The following is a 17,148-nucleotide window of genomic DNA, read 5'->3' on the forward strand; positions in this document are numbered from 1 at the left end:
TATTATTTTCTTTTTTTGATAAAACTTTAACATTTAATAATATTATCAGAATTTACTTAATTTAATATATTTATTTTCCTACTTTAAACAAACTAGTTTTATTATGACTTTATAATTCTAAAACGTCCTGGGTATTTTATCCAGATACTTTTTTTATTACCATAATAATCCATAAATTCTTCGCATACAAAAACAGCATGTGCTTTTGACCATGCAACAACGCCGCAATACTCACTTCCAGATTCTCTTTTTAACTTTTGAACCTGCTTACCTATTGAAAATCCTAAGTATTTATAGATTGTTGGTGTATAAACTGTGCCGTCTTCTAAATCTTCCAGCGCTTTATCAAAAGTAGATTCCCTATCAATAATCTGTTTGTATTTCGCCATTACAGCATACGTAAGTACAGCATAATCGGTTATTTTTTCAGTATCGCAATTATCTTTGATATATACAAAACCAGCAGAAATTCTGGCTCTGTTCAATTCTTCATCTTTAAGGTCAAATGAAGCGTTATTTTTTAAGGTTATCTTGAACAGCTTATCATTTACAGTGTCTGTTACAAATAGATTGTCTAATCCGTAAACATTTAAAGAAGCTTTGATAAAAGCAATAGAAGAACAATTGGTCCGTTCTCCCTGCTTAAAACTTTCAAATATTTTATCCGAACTTAATTGGGAATAAGAATAGGAACAAACAAATAGTAAACAGATAAATAATAACCTAAAAGACTTCATTGAATTTGCTTTTTAATTTTTCTCCAAATTATTTAGTGGTAAACATAAGAGAGTCTACAAATCTATAAAAATCAATTCATAGTTTTTTTACTTCTTTACTTTTAACTTTTAGAAAAATAGTAAAATCCGATTTTACTAAAAAAAAATCTTTACAAAATCACCTCTACAATCTAAAAATGAATCGGTTATATCTCTTTTTTTATTGCAGAATTATTTCCATTTAAATTTTAAAATCAACAGTAAAAAGCTGCAAAGGTTTGGCTTTTCCTCTCAATTCAATTTCTCCCTGCTGTATATATAGTATAGATTGATCTACTAAGACAGCATTTCTCATCGATTCTGAAATCACAAAATCGTGATTTAGCTCGTTGCATTTACATTGAATCCTTGAAGTTGTATTTAGAAGATCGCCGTGATACACAATTTCTTTTTTTACTTTTCCAACCCAGGTTGTTACTGCGGTTCCAATGTGCATTCCGGCTTTAAATTTTGGAAAAATATTGTATGTTTTGAGATAATAATCCTGTCGTTTTTGAATACTTTCTTTAAGCAGATAAAAACAATATAAACAGCGATTTTCTTTTATTCCTGCAGCTGATTTCCATGTTAGTATAATTTCATCTCCAGCATATTGATAAACTTCGGCACGCGAAGCCAGAATGGCATCTGTAAAATCATTGAACAAATCCTGCAATAAACCGCTGTATAAAATGTCTCCCAGTTGTTCTGCTAAAGTTGTTGAAGATTTGACATCAACAAACATAAAAATACGTTCTTCCTGAATTGGGCGATGGTATTTTCCAGTAAAATAATTGAAAAAAAAACCGGTGCTCAATAAACTGCTGATTTCTAAGAAAAGAATTAAAAATACAGAAGCGCCAAGTGAAAAAATAAAATCACCACTTAAACGCTTATAAATGTATTGATTAAAAGCTTCTTGTAAAGCAATATGTTCTAAAATACTGGTAAATAAAACCACAAAAAACAATAAGAAAATCAAAATACTAATACTGTAAATTACAGCTTTCAACAACATTGCCTTGACAAAAGAATATTGATTTAAATAGATAAAATATTTTTCAAAAGTAACCACGACTAATCCAAAAGAAATCCCAATAATCAATCCTAAAACTAATTTCAAACCTATATTTTCAGAACCAGAATCTGTGATTGCAGTATATAATAATCCTAATATACCGCCAGCAATAATGGCTTTAAAAATTAGGTTGTACTTTTTGTAAAAAGACAGTTTTGGCAATTCCATAATTGGATTAATTTTCCATATAAAAATAGCCAATTTTAGAATATAAACTATTATCTATCAAATAAGTATTCCCTAAACACAATTCTGCATTCAGGGAATACTTACAGCCTATATTTTTATTAGTCGGTATAATTATTTCTTCACTAACCAGCTTTCAACCGCTCTAGAAAAATCGGCTACATCAATTGGATGACGGCTTGTAATAATGTTGGCATCAGTTACGACACTTTGTTCTACCACATTTCCTCCTGCATTTTTCAAATCAACCTGAATATTCCAATATCCAGTTAGTTTTCTTCCTTTCAAAATATCGGCAGAAGCCAATACAACTGGAGCGTGACAGATTGCTGCAATTAGTTTCCCAGCTTTGTTAAAATCTTGGATGAACTTAATAACATCTTTGTCATAACGAAGATTATCTGGATTCCACGCACCTCCAGGAATAAATACCGCATCATAATCACTTACTTTGATTTGATCTGCTGTACGGTCAAATTTAATCCATCCAACTGGCTGTAAATATTGAATCGCCATAACATGTGTTTTTGACATTTCAGGATAAACCAAACCGTATCTTTCTGGAGCTGGATTGTATTTTGGCGCTACGATATCAACCTGAGCGCCTAATTCTTTAAAATACCAAACTGGTCCCGTTAACTCAATTTCTTCAAATCCATCGGCTACGATCACGGCAATTTTTTTTCCTCTTAATGCTGATTTATCTTTTACAGGTGTAAAGAAAAAATCTCTTAAAGCTTCATTACCCGGAGCGTTTAATAGTTTAGTTACCGGCATATTAACCACAGCCGACTGGGTTCCTAATTGGTTTACAATCTCGAATTCTCTAGTTGTTGTTGTTTTCATTTCATTTGTTTTTACGGTTACTTGTCCTTCTGCATTCAATACTGCAAATACAGTGGCTAGACCTGCAGCGATCATTTTACTAATTGTTTTCATTTTTCTTAGGTTTAAAAATTTGTATTTTATTTATAATCATTCCCTGATAAGTGGCGCAAATTCAATCAGATTATGAATTCCGTCCTGAAAAGGCTGTTTTTTAATACTTGTATTCAGATAGTCAATTACGGGTTGAATAGGCGGAAAATTCAAATGGTATTGAAATGCTTCTTTGTTTCTAAACTTTTCAAATGTCACGAACTGAGAATTATCTTCTTTTAACTGCGATAATTGATAGGTTACAACACTAGGCTCACTTCTAAACTCGGGCATGGCTTTATGATATACTTCCATGAAGTTGTTTTCTGTCCCTTTTTTAGCATCTACAAAAAGCATGATGGTTAACTGCTCCTCACCTTTTTTACTGGTTTTGCGCCATTGTTTTTTGGTTAAAGGCTCTAAGTCTTTTACATAGATCATTTTCTGCGGTTTTACTAGAACAGTTTTAAGTAAGACCTCCAGTTGTTTAGAGTTATTTCGGAATTTATCCAATTCGTTTCGGTTTTTCCACCTTTCAAAAAGCCAGATAATGGTATGATCCTCCTGCTCAAAATAAGCTTCTGACATGATATTGTTGCTATTTGAAATAGATTGCTTCACATAATCGGCAATGACTTTTTGAAATTTCTCCTGACTTTCTTTTTTGACTTCATAGCGAGTCATTTTTGCAACTATTTCCTGATTTCCAGCAGTAGTTTGATCTGCTGTTTGTGCCGTAGTTAAGGAGCCGTTCATAAACAGAACAGTAAAAACGCCCAGCATTCCTTTTGAAATTGAGTTCTTGGTTTTCATTCTCATGATAATTGATTTTTAAAGTTGTTTTCCTATTTGAATCAATACATCTGAAACTGCTTTTGGCTGTGATAAAAAGGGAGAATGACTGCTGTTGATTTCGTAAATCGTTTTGATTCCAGCTTTAGAAATCATTTGATCTTGCAGTCTAGGCGAAATAACAATGTCTTGAAGTGTTTTGATATATACTTTTTCGACACTTCCAAAGTTCTGAGAAGTTAGTGTAACGGCGTTAGAAAACGGAATTGCAGGTTCAGCGCGATAATTATCGATTACTTTTTGTTTGGCCGCAGCTGTGCCATCATTAATAAACAAACGAGTTAATTCATCAGATTTGACATCGAGAGTCAAATGGTCCGCAGCTTCAATCAGGGTAGGTCCTAACTGCGAATCTGGATCGGTTTTGGCAATATCGGCAATAGCCTGCCTAGATGTTGGTAAAAAAGCACCAATATAAACGAGTCTGCTAATCTTAGAAGGAATACTTTCGGCAACGGCCGTAACGACCATTCCTCCCATGCTATGTCCTACTAAAATAACCTTTCCATTTACTTTAGAAAGTGCTTCAATTACCTTGTCACGATATAAATTTAATGATAAATTTTGATTTGGTGTATGGTCTTTTCCGTGTCCTGGAAGTTCTACGATAATTACTTGATTACCGTTTTTAGTTAGATTCAATTTTACCTCATCCCAAACATAAGGAGCCTGCCAAGCGCCGTGCACCAAAACATACGTTTGAGGTTTACCATTTTGATTTTCATCATTGCCTGTACAAGATGCAAATGCAGAAAATGAACTAAATGCTAATAAAGTTGCTAAAAACCTAGGAACTGCTGTTTTACTTTTAAAAACGTACACTCCTAAATAGTGAAATACTATTCCTATTGCCCACGCAGTATTCTGCCAAAGCGGCCATACATAAGTCTGATTTGTAAGCAACAAGATGAACCAAAGTATTGGAACTGTAAGTACAAAAACTAATAAGTGAATTTTAAATCCTTTTTTAGGATCGATGTGAGCTGTTTTATGCTCTTTTGCTAAATTTTTCATGATGTGTGATTTTTAATTGTAATTATTTAAGTTGTGTTCCTAATTGTTCGACTTTTTGAAGCCATTTATTGCGTTGTTTGTCAGTCGATTTTCTCATAAATCCGAAAGTGGAAAATTGGATCGGATCAAAACCAACGTAACCAAACACAATATTTTTGAGAATTTGATATTGAGAGGCACGATAGATCAGATAGAACCACCATTTGGGTGTGTCCATCGTAACTAAAAACCTTAGGCTTTTTCCTTTTAAAAGTTTTTCTGGAAATATTTTTCCTGAATGATGTTTGAATGCAAAATCAGGAAGCAGGATTCTGTCTATAAATCCTTTGGTAATGGCAGGCATAAATCCCCACCAGTTTGGATAAGCTAAAACAACATGGTCAGCCCATAAAATAAGTTTTTGAGCTTCAACTAAATCGGCTTCGAGTTGTAGTTTTTCTCCCGTTTTGTATCCGTCAGCAAGATTGACATCAAAATCTAATTCTGATATGTAAATTGTTTTGCAGTTTGCACCTGTACGCTCTACCCCTTTTTTATAAGCATTAAGCAATGCATTACAAAAAGAATTTTGAGAAGGATGCCCAAGTATAAGTAAGATATTCGTTTTCATTGCAGTATCATTTAATTTGACACTGCAAAGATTTTAAATATCACAAAGGCTTTCCTGACACAAATGTGTCAAAATTATTTCTCCTTTTTAGAACAAATCTCTTTTTCAGAAAAAAAGACCAAAAAAGAGAAAAGAATAGACAATTACTTTAAATTTGATTTATAAAAATTTTATCAGCCTGCCCAATGAAACTAAAACTGCTTCTCTCCATTATTACGGTTGGACTTTTAATTTCCTGTAAAGATGCTTCAAAACAAGAAAAAAAATCGGTTACTATCGATTCAGTAAAACTGAAACCAAAAGAAATAATTACTGAAACGGAAACTGCAGATTCTTTAAAAGGTTATAAAATCGTGGATCTTATTAGCCCAAAAAAAATTCCGGCTACAAAAGAGCTTATAAATTATCTTGGGGGAAAAATTGAGAAGACAGAAACCATTGATTTTAATGGTGACGGTATTCTCGATTATATATGCCAAACCAAAGCAGACAGTCTTGGCATTGGAAATGAATACTGGATTTCATCTGATTACAAAACCATTAAAAAAACAAAATACTATTCAGACGGTTTTTATTATCGCTGGTTTATCAATTTAGATAATGACCCCGAACCAGAAATGTTTGAAGTCATAGGTGATGAAGACGGAGCTGATTATATTATTACAGATCAAAATCTGGTAACAGGAAAAAATACAACTTTGCAGTATATAAATCCGATTATTATTGAAAATAACAAAAAATACTGGGGTTATGCCTGGGATATCAAAAGTATTATAGCTAGAACCAATGGAACTGTTACTGAACTGTTTTGTTCTTTAAACCATACAATAATAAGAGACGGAAACGAAGAATATGATCCTAAACACCAAAAGCAGATGCCTGTACTATTTTTTACAGGACATCATACTCAGGAAAGCGGAGATCATGATATACAAAAAGCGCAATGGCTCACTCTGGAGGAAATTATAAAAAGGACTAAAAGATAAAGCTTTTAAAGTCTTTTTTTATTTAAGATTATCTCCTACGGGTTGCTATTTCCCAGTTTTCTGCCTGATGAGCGTTGTATCGTCTTTCAATATTAATTCTTATTGAAAATGTTTTTTTCTTTCTATTGTAATCCTCTTTTCGGGCGAAAACATTAAATAGCAAATTATGATCTATTGTTGTCTGTTCCTCTGTTATTTCATTTTCTTCATAATATGCTATAATTGGATTAATATCATTAGAAAACTGAGTATTTTTTGCTAAAAAAGTTAAAGCAGAAACCACCTGATGCTTAAAAAAATCAGGATTACTCAACTGTTCTTTTGCCACTGGAATGGTAAATTCAAACTCAAACAGCGGATTATCACAACCAGACAAATCTGCATGAATAAGCGTATCTTTTACCTTATAGGTCTCACTAATCGTTTCTGTATAATTATGTATATCTATACTTCTTTCTCTTCTGGAAATATTCGGTATTGAATTAAAAATAGTTTTACTTTCCAATTTTGCCAGTTTACATTTGGTTAAATAAGACTCTTCATAAAGATTACCATTTTGATACGAAAAAACCAGATTGGCAGATTCGTTATTTTCATCTTCGGTCACATCATAAGTTCTCCAGTTCTTCGTGGCAACCGTGGTAATCTTCTTTGAATTATATTTCGTTTCATCTAAATTATTATAAGAAAAAGGTGCATATTCCAAAACATCATGTTGTTCTTCAATGTTTCTCTTGTCTTTCATAATAACAAACACAAAACGAGAACCAGCCATCGAATCGGAACTTTCGCTTACAACATAATCTGTAATCCCATCATTATTAAAATCATCCTTCGCTAAAATGGAATAATATATTGTTGACCTGCTTTCTGCCTCATCTGTAATACTCAGTGCAAACGGATATTCTCTTAAATCCATTCTTGTCCCTTCATTTGCCTTGTAAATTTCATATTCATCAGTCATAAGTTTCTTTAACAGATTAAATTCTTCTGCTGAAATAGGAATCGGCTTCTTTACTTCTGTTTTTTCCGTATGTTTCTTAGGAACTTTGGTTTGTTTCGGAGCTTCCTGTTTACAGGAAATGAAAAGTGTTAAAAATAAAGTGCAGATCAAGCAATGTTTCATTTAGAATGTTTTTTGTTGGTTTCGGAATTTAGAACAGATTAGTATCGCTTCTAGTCAAAAGTAACTCTACCAAAATTTATCTTTTCGGTTTCATGCAAAAAACCGTTATAAAAATCAGCTGTCCATTCTCCATTTCTGTAAATAAACGATAACTTTCTGTCGTAACTACTAGGCGCAAAAATTTCAAGATTATCACCTTCATTCGGATTGTACTCAAAATCAAAACAATTTCTGCTGTTGAGTTCTTCCAACATTTTCTCAGTCGAAAAATTTTCAGTTAAAGCGTCCAGCGGAAAAATAATCATTCCGTCCATCGTGGTATTAGCATACCCAACATATCTTTTAAGTACCCAGATATAATCATTACGCTTTTTACTTTTATACTTCGTGAATCTTTTATGACTAATAATAGTATCGTTATCATTAATGATACAAGTACATAATTTAATTTCTTTTCCGTGTTCGCACATGAGGTTTATTGAAGAAATGGTATTATTTCAAGGGTTGAATTTAGTCTATTTTTTTAAGTAAAATACTACTGATGCGCTATTTTTTGACGAATTCTGGTCAATGTCTGTCTTTCAATACCTAAAAAACTGCACAAATGAGAAATAGAGATTCTATTAAATATACCGAAATGGTGTTTTACAAAATCAATGTAACGTTCTTCGGCAGTCTGAAATATAAAACTTTCAATACGTTCCTGCTGCCGTTTTAGAATTTCCCCTGCAATCAATCTTCCGTATCTTTCTAGGTTAGGAATGTTATCATAAACCCACTGCATGTTTTCGTGAGAAAGACAAACCATAACTGTTGGTTCTAAACATTGAATGTAATATTTACTGGGCTGTTGTTCTATAAAGGCAGAATAATGTGTAGCGTAATCGCCTTCGGCATAAAAACCTACCGTAATTTCATCTCCATCTTTATCTATAAAATAAGAGCGGACTAAACCGTTTGCAATAAAACCAATATTCTTTTGTACGTGACCAAACTGAAGAAAGTACTCTTTTTTAGAAAACTCTTCAATAGTAAGTTTTGTAGCATATAGAGCCAATTCGTCATCAGTCATTTTAGGACATATTTTTTTGACGGAATTTAGAAATGCTTCTATTGCTGGTTCCATACTTCTTTGATTTTATTTTGGTTATTGAAGTATAAAATTAAGGAAACTCATCATTAAGTGTTTCGGAAAAACAAAATAATTAAAGATAAAATGTACATTAGCCAATATTAAAATTTTCAGTAATGAAATGGATTACCAGAGAAAGACCTAAAATAGATCGAATCGCCTGTCCATGGCTGATCAAGAAATTTATAGATTTCGAAGCAGAATTTATATATGTACCTTATGATCAGGTTTTAGAAAAAGCAAAAGAATTAGACGCCATTCCGTTTGATATTCCTGATGTAGAATACACACATTATGAGGAACAATGTACTTTTGATTATTTCGTAAAAAAACATGAAATAAAAGATCCCGCCATATTCATTATTGCCGACATCGTACGTGGAGCAGATACAGACCGTCATGAAATCGCCAAAGAATCGGCTGGACTTTGGGCAATATCAGCTGGTCTTTCTTATAATATTACCGATGACTACAAACTATTAGAAACTGGAATACTGCTTTATGATGCTCTTTACAGCTGGGCAACTCATTTGTACCAGCAAAAACATCTACAAAACAGTCCTTTTGAAAATCTTCTTCATGAAGTTTACAATAAGTTTTTAAAAGATAAAAAAAACAATGCCAAAACTCCTTCATGGGTTAAAGATCTTAAAGAAATTATACAAGATCAGATTGATGCACAATTTACTCTTGACTTAAAAAAAATATCAAGCGAACTTGACCTAAATCCGTCCTATTTATCAAGGGAATTTTCTAAACATTTTGAAGATCTAAATTTTGGCGAATATGTTCGAAAACAACGCATTGAGAAGGCTATAAATCTAATCGAAAATTCTTCGTACACCCTCACTGAAATTGCCTATATGACTGGTTTTTCTGATCAAAGTCATTTCACGAGGATTTTTAAGGCACATACTGGAAATAATCCTTCCGCCTATCGCAGAAAAATCCGTAAAAAGTAATCCATATACAAAAACGTAAAAAGCGTTCTATTTAGGGAAAACACAGGGAGCTAATTTTGTTTTTACAACCAATAAAACAAAACTCCATGTTTCGATACACCTTTCTTTTTTTATTACTGCTTTTTAGTTCCTTTACTTTTTCTCAAACTACTTACCCAAAAATTACAGGTTATTTTGGTATTATGCATCCAATTGTTACTGTAAGCAGAGATGAAACTGCCGTTAATTTTAGAGATTATTATGCTGTATCATTTCCTACTGGAATCAACATTTGGAAAAACAGTAAAATAGGTTTCTCGTTTGAAATTGTTCCGAACATTAAAGACGATAACGGATCTAGTAAAACTACAAGTTTATTATTTCATCCTGGAATTCTAGTTGCTTTGGGAAAAGGATACAGTTTTGCAGGACGAGTTGCCTTCGACAGTAATGGAAGATACGGCTTTACACCTGTATTCAATAAAACATTAATCAAAACAAATAGTGTGAGCTATTATGCTGCTGTGCCACTTCCTATTCGTTTTGGCAACGATCATCCCGCTTCATTTACCGCAGGATTTCAATTTGGAATAGCTTTTTGAAATAGTTTTAATATCTTACTTACATCCTCCAGATAGCCATAGCCCGTGGTTTCAACCACGGGCTATGGCTATCTTTGAAAATAATGATAACAAAATGAGACCTTCAACAGATGTCGCTCTGCTGGAGCAAACTTGAATACAGTTAGTTTCAAAAATTTTCACTATTTTTAAGCTAAACCTTCATTCTTGTATTATGAACGAAAAATCAAAACTTTTAAGTTCTATTTTCAGGCATCTTGACGGATTGGTTACTGCGCCTGTAGCAATTGCATTAAAGAAAAAATCTGTTTTAGAATTCATTCTAGAAAAAAAACGAATGCATTTATCTGAGCTTGTAAATGCTTTTAACGCCAACGAAGGTTATCTGAATATTGGTTTGCGAATTATGGCTTCTCAGGGTTTTCTTGAATATGATGTCAATAACCAAACCGAGGAAATTACAATTGCTGTAAATAAAAAAACCAAAACCGCTTTTTCGCTGTTTTATCTTTACGAAGATGTAGTTGATTTGCTGAAATTATCCACTCAGTTTCATCCGAGACAATTTGAAGATGTGCCTTTTGAAAAACTCAATATTATTTTTGAAAAGTATAAAAAAGGATACGGAATCGAACTTTCAGACGATCCTTTAACCAATGAAATTCAGAACCAGATTTTAAAACATATTGAAGGTTATTTGATTGGCCCAACCATTGTTCGTTTGGCGATGAATGGAATGTTTCATAAATATTTTATGGAGACTTCTTTCCGTCCTGAAGAATTTCATAAATCACCAGAGAATTTTAAAAAGATTCTAGACTTTTTTGTACATCTCGGATGGTTCTTAGAAAAAAACGGCAATTATCAGTTTACCGAAGCAGGTTTATATTTTGCCAAAAGAGCCAGCGCTTATGGCGTGACCGTTTCTTATCTGCCGACTTTTGCCAAAATGGATGATCTTCTTTTTGGTAATCCAAATGTTTTACAAACTGCCGAAGGCGAAACCGAAATTCATGTGGATCGTGAAATGAATGTTTGGGGAAGCGGCGGTGCGCACGATACCTATTTCAAAGTCGTAGACGAAATTTTAATTCAGCTTTTTAATCTTCCAATTGAAGAACAGCCAAAAGGAATTCTAGACATGGGATGCGGAAACGGTGCTTTTTTACAGCATGTTTTTGAAGTAATCGACCGACAAACTTTAAGAGGGAAAATGCTCGACGAATATCCGTTATTTTTAGTTGGTGCCGATTATAATCAAACGGCATTGAAAGTAACAAGAGCCAATCTGATAAAAGCAGATATTTGGGCAAAAGTAATTTGGGGCGATATTGGAAGACCAGATATTTTATCAAAGGATTTAAAAGAAAATTATAATATTGATTTAAAAGATCTTTTGAACGTAAGAACATTTCTAGATCACAATCGAATTTGGTCAGAACCTCAACATATTGACATTAATAGAGTCAGCAGTTCAACAGGCGCGTTTGCTCATAGAGGAAAAAGGATCAGCAACAATCTGGTTGAAGATAATTTGTTAGAACATTTGAAAAGATGGTCGCCTTATGTGCATAAATTTGGGTTGCTATTAATAGAACTTCATACTATAAATACGAAACTAACTGCCGAAAATTTAGGAAAAACCGCTGCAACGGCTTACGATGCCACTCATGGCTTTTCAGATCAATACATTGTTGAAATTGATGTGTTTCATAAAGTTGCTTCAGAAGCTGGTTTATTTCCTGATCAATCCGTTTTTAAAAGATTTCCAGATGCGGATACTGCAACTGTGAGCATCAATTTATTGAAAGGAAAATGATTTCATAAGAAAACCTCCAAAATCATACAATCTTAGAGGTTTTCAGCTTACTAAATTCAATATAATTATTTGTAATTAACTCTCGGTTTTTAAATATAAATTCTGAAGCATATTTTTCAGTCATCATTTTACTTTAACAACAGCCGGCGGATTCCAGCTGTCATTTAAAACTGCTTCTTCTGGCCAATACGCTCTTATGTATAATGAAAATTGTTCTTTTGGAGCAGGAAGCCAATTGCTTGCTTTATCTTCAGAAGGCGGTGTACTTTGCACATATAAAGTCAATGAACCGTCGGCATTTTTCTTTAAGTTTTTATTCTTTGTCCCTAGCGAATATCTGTTTAAGCTGTTTGGAGTAAAAAAATGTTCAGCATTGTATAATGTAAGAGACCAAAATCCTTTTACTGGCGGAATTTCTCCACTTGCAAAAGTAACCGTATATTTATTTGCGCCGTTTAGTCTAGCGCCATTTTCATCAAGATCTTGATAAAAATATCTTGTTTCGTTAGGTTTGTTTACAAAAATATTGGCTTTGGCACAGGAAAGTCTGGTCAAATAATCGTATCCAAATTGTGCTCCATTTCTTTGTGTGGTCCAATTGTATTTTATTGGGTAACCAACATTTTGGAACTGAAATAATGGTGTAACATAATTTTTCTCTGCTTCAAATGCGGCACTTATCGCAATTTGTTTCAATTTTGAATCTTTTTTTACAGCATCTAATAATGATTGGATTTGAGCATATAAACCTTCTTCTCCTTTCATAGGCGGCACTTCTTTTAGAATATCTTCCAGCTGATCAAAAAATATTTCTGGTTTCACCCATCTCGTTTCTGCTTTTTCTCCTTTGGCAGCAGGTGGAGTAGATTTTATTTTTTTCCACTCTGTCGTTTTTGGTTTTCCATCATAATCACTTAAAGGATAAACACCTATCTGATTTATTAATGGCTGAATGGCTTTCTTGTCACTTGGATCATCACTCTGAAATACACGCGGAATTACTATTCCTCGACTAGTCGTTGATCTAAAAACAGAAATAATTCCGTCTGGCACTGTGCCTTTCCAATCTTTTGAAGCTAAAAGGTAAAATCCTGGTTTTGTGCCATACATTTTTCCTAAACTCGCAAATCCGTCTGTTCGTTGATCGCATACCTGATACACCCAAAAACGATCGCCAAAATCTGGTACTTGAACTATAACTGGACCTAAAGTTAAATCTAAGCTTGCAATGCCATACACCACATCCTGATTCGGACAAGCTACAGCTCTTTCTTCAGGTTTAACATAATCGTTTAACATACACAGATGATTTGGCGGTGCAAGAGGGAGAATTCCTTCCCCATAAACGGGTTCAGTCAAAACTTTAAAACTTTCGACACGATTATGAATGTTTATCATTGGCCAAGCCCATCCGTAGATGTAGGTAGTAAGATTTTTTACAATAGCTTCTGTCATAATCGTATTAGGAACAGGAGCTGGAGGTAATTTTTGAGCTCTAACCGAATCAACAGCAGTCGAATCTTCTAAATTTGGATTTACAGCTACTTCCTGTTTCTTGCATGAAATTAAAAGTGTAATTGCCGTAATTAGTATAAAAATTTTATTTTTCATGGTAATGGATTTAGTTATGGAGATCCTTTATTATTTCATTTTTGAAATTATCTGTACTAAAACCTAAAATTTCATTGAACAAGTAAAAGTGTTTCTCTACACTAAATTAGGCATAATCCATTTTTGATTTTTTTTAAACATGTTGCAAATTATAATTTGGAACATAGTTTTTAATTCATTTCTAAAAAATTAAAAAACAAACACTTAAAACAAATAAACCGTCCCAATAGGAGACGGTTTATTTTAAACTTCATAAAATGATATAATTTTTTATTGTTTCGGATCAACACTCAAAGGTGGCAAAGCCAATTCTTTACTATTTAGTAATTGTTTTGCCTGCTCGATAGTTCTGTATCTGCCAATTTCCATTGGTCCGCCATAAGAACCACTTTGCTGTGGTCTTGGAGGAGTTGCTGCATACGTTTTCATGAGCTCTAGAGTAACCTGATCAAAAATTACCATCGTCCATGTTTTTTCTGTAAAACTGTTCATGAAAAGATCGTAACGCTCCTGAGGATCTTGCCACAAATCATAAACAGCTGGAACGGTTGCTACATAAGTCTGATCGCCTCTCCAACCTAATTGTTGCCCTGGTGTATCGCTTCCCGCCTGTGCTCCGTTATCACCTCTTGTATTAAATACCGCTTTCCATTTTCCTATACGTACAGCTCCTGGAGACAATTCATTTTCTGTAAAATAAAACCATCTGTCACGAAGTGGTTTTCCTTTTTTGAATAAAACATTCGACATATCGTAGCTGTCAAAAACCATCGGTTTGCCTTCTTTGTCATTTTTAGGAAGTTCAACTCCTGCAAGAGCGGCAAATGTTGCCATCAAATCTAAACCTCCCACAATATCGTGGCTTACACTTCCTGCTTCAATTTGTCCCGGCCACCATGCAATGGCAGGAACTCGGCTTCCTCCTTCTCTATCCGTTCCTTTTGAACCTCTAAAAGGTGTGTATCCTGCATCTGGATGAACATCCTGCCAAGCGCCGTTATCAACTGTATAAATCACGATTGTATTATCTGCAATTCCAAGAGAGCGAATTTTATCCATAATACGTCCTACGTTATAATCCATTTCTACAACAGCATCGCCATATTTACTTTTGGCCGGCGATTTACCCACAAATTGCTTGGATGGTAAGTTAGGCTGATGGTTTTTCGCAAAATTGATGCACATAAAAAATGGATCTTTGGATTTACCGTATTCATCAAGCTGTTTCAAATTATTATCAACCATATTAATATCCAGTTCAGCAATATTTTCTTCCGTAACTGGGCCTGTATCACGAGCTGGTTTACCTGCTTCTCCTTCTAAAATTCCTTTGGTCGATTTTTTAATAAAAGCAGAAATCTCAGGAGCCATATCTGGATTCCACGAAGGAAAACAATAAGTGTAAGCATTTAAATGATAGAGAACAACATTCTGCATTTTATCAAAACCATGCGCAATCGGCATGGCGTAATCTGCTTCTCCTAAATGCCATTTTCCCGAAAAATAGGTTTTGTAATTTGCTTTTTTTAGTACAGAAGCCAAAGTCCATTCAGCAGCTGGAAGTCCGCCACCTTGCCCTTGAAAAGCAACTGTTGTCATTCCGCTTCGATTTGGAATTCTTCCTGTAATCATGGCGGCTCTTCCCGGCGTACAGCTTGGCTGTCCATAAAAAGACCAGAACTGCATTCCTTCTTTGGCCATTCGATCTAAGTTTGGAGTTGGCATTCCACGACCTACGCCACCGCCGTATACGCCTAAATCTCCCCATCCTGTATCATCTGAGATTACCATAATGATATTTGGTTTCTTCTTTGTTTGGGCATTCATTAAGCCAATAAAACTGAGGCAAAACAAACACGCAAAAATTAATTGTAAGACATTTTTTTTCATGATTTTTAAATTTAATTGATTAAAAAATGAGTTGAAAAATGGCATATAAAACTTTGCAGGCGTATAGATGGGGATTTTTTTGTGCGTCGTAAAGAATCAACAAATTATTTTACTTCTTCAAAATCTCCTGGTTTCCAAGTACCGTTAAAAGCTGCAGCTTCTGGTCCATATATACGGATATAAGCAAACCAACCTTTGTTTGGCAGTGTTTTTATCCATTGCCCTTCTTTACCTGCAGGAGCTTTTGGTCCAAAAAACAAATCAATGCTTTTTCCACCTATTTTATCTTTTAATTCAAATAGTGAACGTAAAGCCGCTTTGTTTTGATCTGTAAGAACTTGACTGCGGGTTTCTGCATCGTAGATTGTAATAGACCAGAATAATTTGGCAGGAACTGGTGTTGGAATAGTCAACTTATAATTTTTACCTCCATCGACATATTTTCCTGTATTATCTTTAAGTCCAAGCCAGTATAATGAACCTGAGCCTTCTTTTCTTCTAAACATTGAAGGAGATGCCCCAATTGCCTGATAAAACCAAGTTTCACGACCGTCAAGATCTACATAGTCAGTAGTGTTAAAATCTCCATCCTCAAATCGAAGTGCTACCCATTCCCATTGGCGGTCTTTCCAGACAATTCGGTCTGGACGGCGATCGGCAAACGATTGTACTCTCATTTGAGCATTGGCAATTTTTGCAGCTTTCTCAAGAATTTCTTTCATTCTCGCATCAGGTTTAAAAGCCTGTCCTTTTTTGATACCCAATACAGCAAGATCTCCATAATAATTTCTGTAACCTTCAAAAGCAGGCTCACGCTGTATTACATCATTTAGATTTTCCCAATATTTGATGTTATTTTCCCAAGCAACGGGTGTTGTATTTTGCGGTTTATTGCTCAATTCCAGCCAATCTGGCTCTTTCCAATCTGTTGGTTTATTTAATGGATATACTTTTACTGTTTTAATTCTATCCATGGCCGCTTTAACATCTCCTCCAACAGGAAGAGAACGAATTCCAACGGTTAAATTATTTGACGATGATTTCCAGACATGATATCCAGACGCAGGCACAACGCCTTTATAATCTGGTGAAAGCAGTAAATGTTTTCCTCCATTTCCTGCATCAGGTCCCGGAATTCCCATATCTGCTACCCAACGCTGGTTAACATCCATTGCAACAACAATCAGTGGACCTTTAGGGATATCAATAACCATTGGCCCTTTTGACAGATCAATTGGTATAGGTCCATAAGGCGTATCTGAATTTAATGTAAATCCAATTTGTCCTGGCTTAGTATCCAAAGTACCAAATGAACTATTAGACTTTATTTTAATACTGTCATTCCCTTTTACTATTGCTTCTCCAGAAACTGTAGGATAGAAAAATTTATAAACTTGTATAGCACGAGTAAGATCGGCATCATCATAAGCTTTTTTAATGGTAGCTTCTGTCGGATAACCGCCAACAAATTCATATTGTTCTGAATTAGAAACAGCAGGAACGTTAGAATCTTTTTTTATTTCAGATTCTTTCTTACAGGCGCTAATTACAAACAATAATAAAACATGATATAAAACTATTTTTTTCATAAAACTGATTATTAGATGATTATACATAAAACCAAAATCAAATTTAGGATGGATATCAGA

16 protein-coding genes are annotated in these 17,148 nt (G+C 34.1%); 4 read left to right on the forward strand and 12 right to left on the reverse strand.

The genetic code is table 11. The features are described from left to right. Window positions 1–101: 101 nt before the first annotated feature. The 6 genes from GSY47_RS04675 to GSY47_RS04700 all read right to left on the reverse strand — a co-directional run bounded on the left by GSY47_RS04675 (window position 102) and on the right by GSY47_RS04700 (window position 5,413). Window positions 102–737 (reverse strand): hypothetical protein, encoded by a 636-nt coding sequence (locus GSY47_RS04675; protein ID WP_179003626.1) that lies wholly within the window; start codon window positions 735–737, stop codon window positions 102–104. Between the two features lie 220 nt (window positions 738–957). Next, the gene (locus tag GSY47_RS04680) at window positions 958–2,034 is read right to left on the reverse strand and encodes an adenylate/guanylate cyclase domain-containing protein (protein WP_179003625.1); all 1,077 of its coding nucleotides are present in this window, start codon (window positions 2,032–2,034) and stop codon (window positions 958–960) included. A 99-nt stretch (window positions 2,035–2,133) separates the two neighbouring features. Next, entirely contained in the window at window positions 2,134–2,958 is an 825-nt protein-coding gene (locus GSY47_RS04685) for a DJ-1/PfpI/YhbO family deglycase/protease (RefSeq protein WP_179003624.1), read from the reverse strand. A gap of 36 nt (window positions 2,959–2,994) precedes the next feature. Then, window positions 2,995–3,756 (reverse strand): antibiotic biosynthesis monooxygenase, encoded by a 762-nt coding sequence (locus tag GSY47_RS04690; RefSeq protein WP_179003623.1) that lies wholly within the window; start codon window positions 3,754–3,756, stop codon window positions 2,995–2,997. Window positions 3,757–3,768: 12 nt separating this feature from the next. Further along, on the reverse strand, window positions 3,769–4,803 hold the full coding sequence (locus tag GSY47_RS04695; RefSeq protein WP_179003622.1) for an alpha/beta fold hydrolase: 1,035 nt from the start codon (window positions 4,801–4,803) through the stop codon (window positions 3,769–3,771). 22 nt (window positions 4,804–4,825) lie between these two features. After that, window positions 4,826–5,413 carry an NAD(P)H-dependent oxidoreductase gene (locus GSY47_RS04700; RefSeq protein ID WP_179003621.1) on the reverse strand — a complete coding sequence of 196 codons (588 nt, stop codon included), beginning with the start codon at window positions 5,411–5,413 and terminating at the stop codon, window positions 4,826–4,828. Window positions 5,414–5,598: 185 nt separating this feature from the next. On the opposite strand from GSY47_RS04700, the gene GSY47_RS04705 reads away from it, so the two are divergent. After that, window positions 5,599–6,399, forward strand: a complete 801-nt coding sequence (locus tag GSY47_RS04705; RefSeq protein WP_179003620.1) for a hypothetical protein — start codon at window positions 5,599–5,601, stop codon at window positions 6,397–6,399. Between the two features lie 28 nt (window positions 6,400–6,427). Here the strand turns inward: GSY47_RS04705 and GSY47_RS04710 are convergent, their stop codons facing one another. From GSY47_RS04710 to GSY47_RS04720, 3 genes are all read right to left on the reverse strand, one after another. Next, window positions 6,428–7,525: a hypothetical protein gene (locus tag GSY47_RS04710; protein ID WP_179003619.1), complete on the reverse strand. Its 1,098-nt coding sequence runs from the start codon at window positions 7,523–7,525 to the stop codon at window positions 6,428–6,430. Between the two features lie 50 nt (window positions 7,526–7,575). Next, on the reverse strand, window positions 7,576–7,995 hold the full coding sequence (locus GSY47_RS04715; RefSeq protein ID WP_179003618.1) for a hypothetical protein: 420 nt from the start codon (window positions 7,993–7,995) through the stop codon (window positions 7,576–7,578). Between the two features lie 65 nt (window positions 7,996–8,060). Continuing rightward, window positions 8,061–8,651 (reverse strand): Crp/Fnr family transcriptional regulator, encoded by a 591-nt coding sequence (locus GSY47_RS04720; protein ID WP_179003617.1) that lies wholly within the window; start codon window positions 8,649–8,651, stop codon window positions 8,061–8,063. A gap of 122 nt (window positions 8,652–8,773) precedes the next feature. On the opposite strand from GSY47_RS04720, the gene GSY47_RS04725 reads away from it, so the two are divergent. From GSY47_RS04725 to GSY47_RS26125, 3 genes are all read left to right on the forward strand, one after another. After that, entirely contained in the window at window positions 8,774–9,619 is an 846-nt protein-coding gene (locus GSY47_RS04725; protein WP_179003616.1) for a chromate resistance protein ChrB domain-containing protein, read from the forward strand. Window positions 9,620–9,705: 86 nt separating this feature from the next. Beyond that, a complete protein-coding gene (locus GSY47_RS04730) occupies window positions 9,706–10,200 on the forward strand; it encodes a hypothetical protein (protein WP_179003615.1) in 495 nt (164 codons plus the stop codon). A 193-nt stretch (window positions 10,201–10,393) separates the two neighbouring features. Then, window positions 10,394–11,998 (forward strand): class I SAM-dependent methyltransferase, encoded by a 1,605-nt coding sequence (locus GSY47_RS26125; RefSeq protein ID WP_246611266.1) that lies wholly within the window; start codon window positions 10,394–10,396, stop codon window positions 11,996–11,998. A gap of 123 nt (window positions 11,999–12,121) precedes the next feature. Here GSY47_RS26125 and GSY47_RS04740 read toward each other — a convergent pair whose 3' ends face one another. The 3 genes from GSY47_RS04740 to GSY47_RS04750 form a co-directional block, all read right to left on the reverse strand. Then, the gene (locus tag GSY47_RS04740; protein ID WP_179003614.1) at window positions 12,122–13,609 is read right to left on the reverse strand and encodes a DUF1254 domain-containing protein; all 1,488 of its coding nucleotides are present in this window, start codon (window positions 13,607–13,609) and stop codon (window positions 12,122–12,124) included. Between the two features lie 270 nt (window positions 13,610–13,879). Beyond that, the gene (locus GSY47_RS04745) at window positions 13,880–15,499 is read right to left on the reverse strand and encodes an arylsulfatase (protein ID WP_179003613.1); all 1,620 of its coding nucleotides are present in this window, start codon (window positions 15,497–15,499) and stop codon (window positions 13,880–13,882) included. Window positions 15,500–15,603: 104 nt separating this feature from the next. After that, window positions 15,604–17,088, reverse strand: a complete 1,485-nt coding sequence (locus GSY47_RS04750) for a DUF1254 domain-containing protein (protein ID WP_179003612.1) — start codon at window positions 17,086–17,088, stop codon at window positions 15,604–15,606. Between the last annotated feature and the right edge of the window lie 60 nt (window positions 17,089–17,148).

The organism is Flavobacterium quisquiliarum (genome assembly GCF_019308285.1).
Lineage (GTDB): Bacteria > Bacteroidota > Bacteroidia > Flavobacteriales > Flavobacteriaceae > Flavobacterium > Flavobacterium quisquiliarum.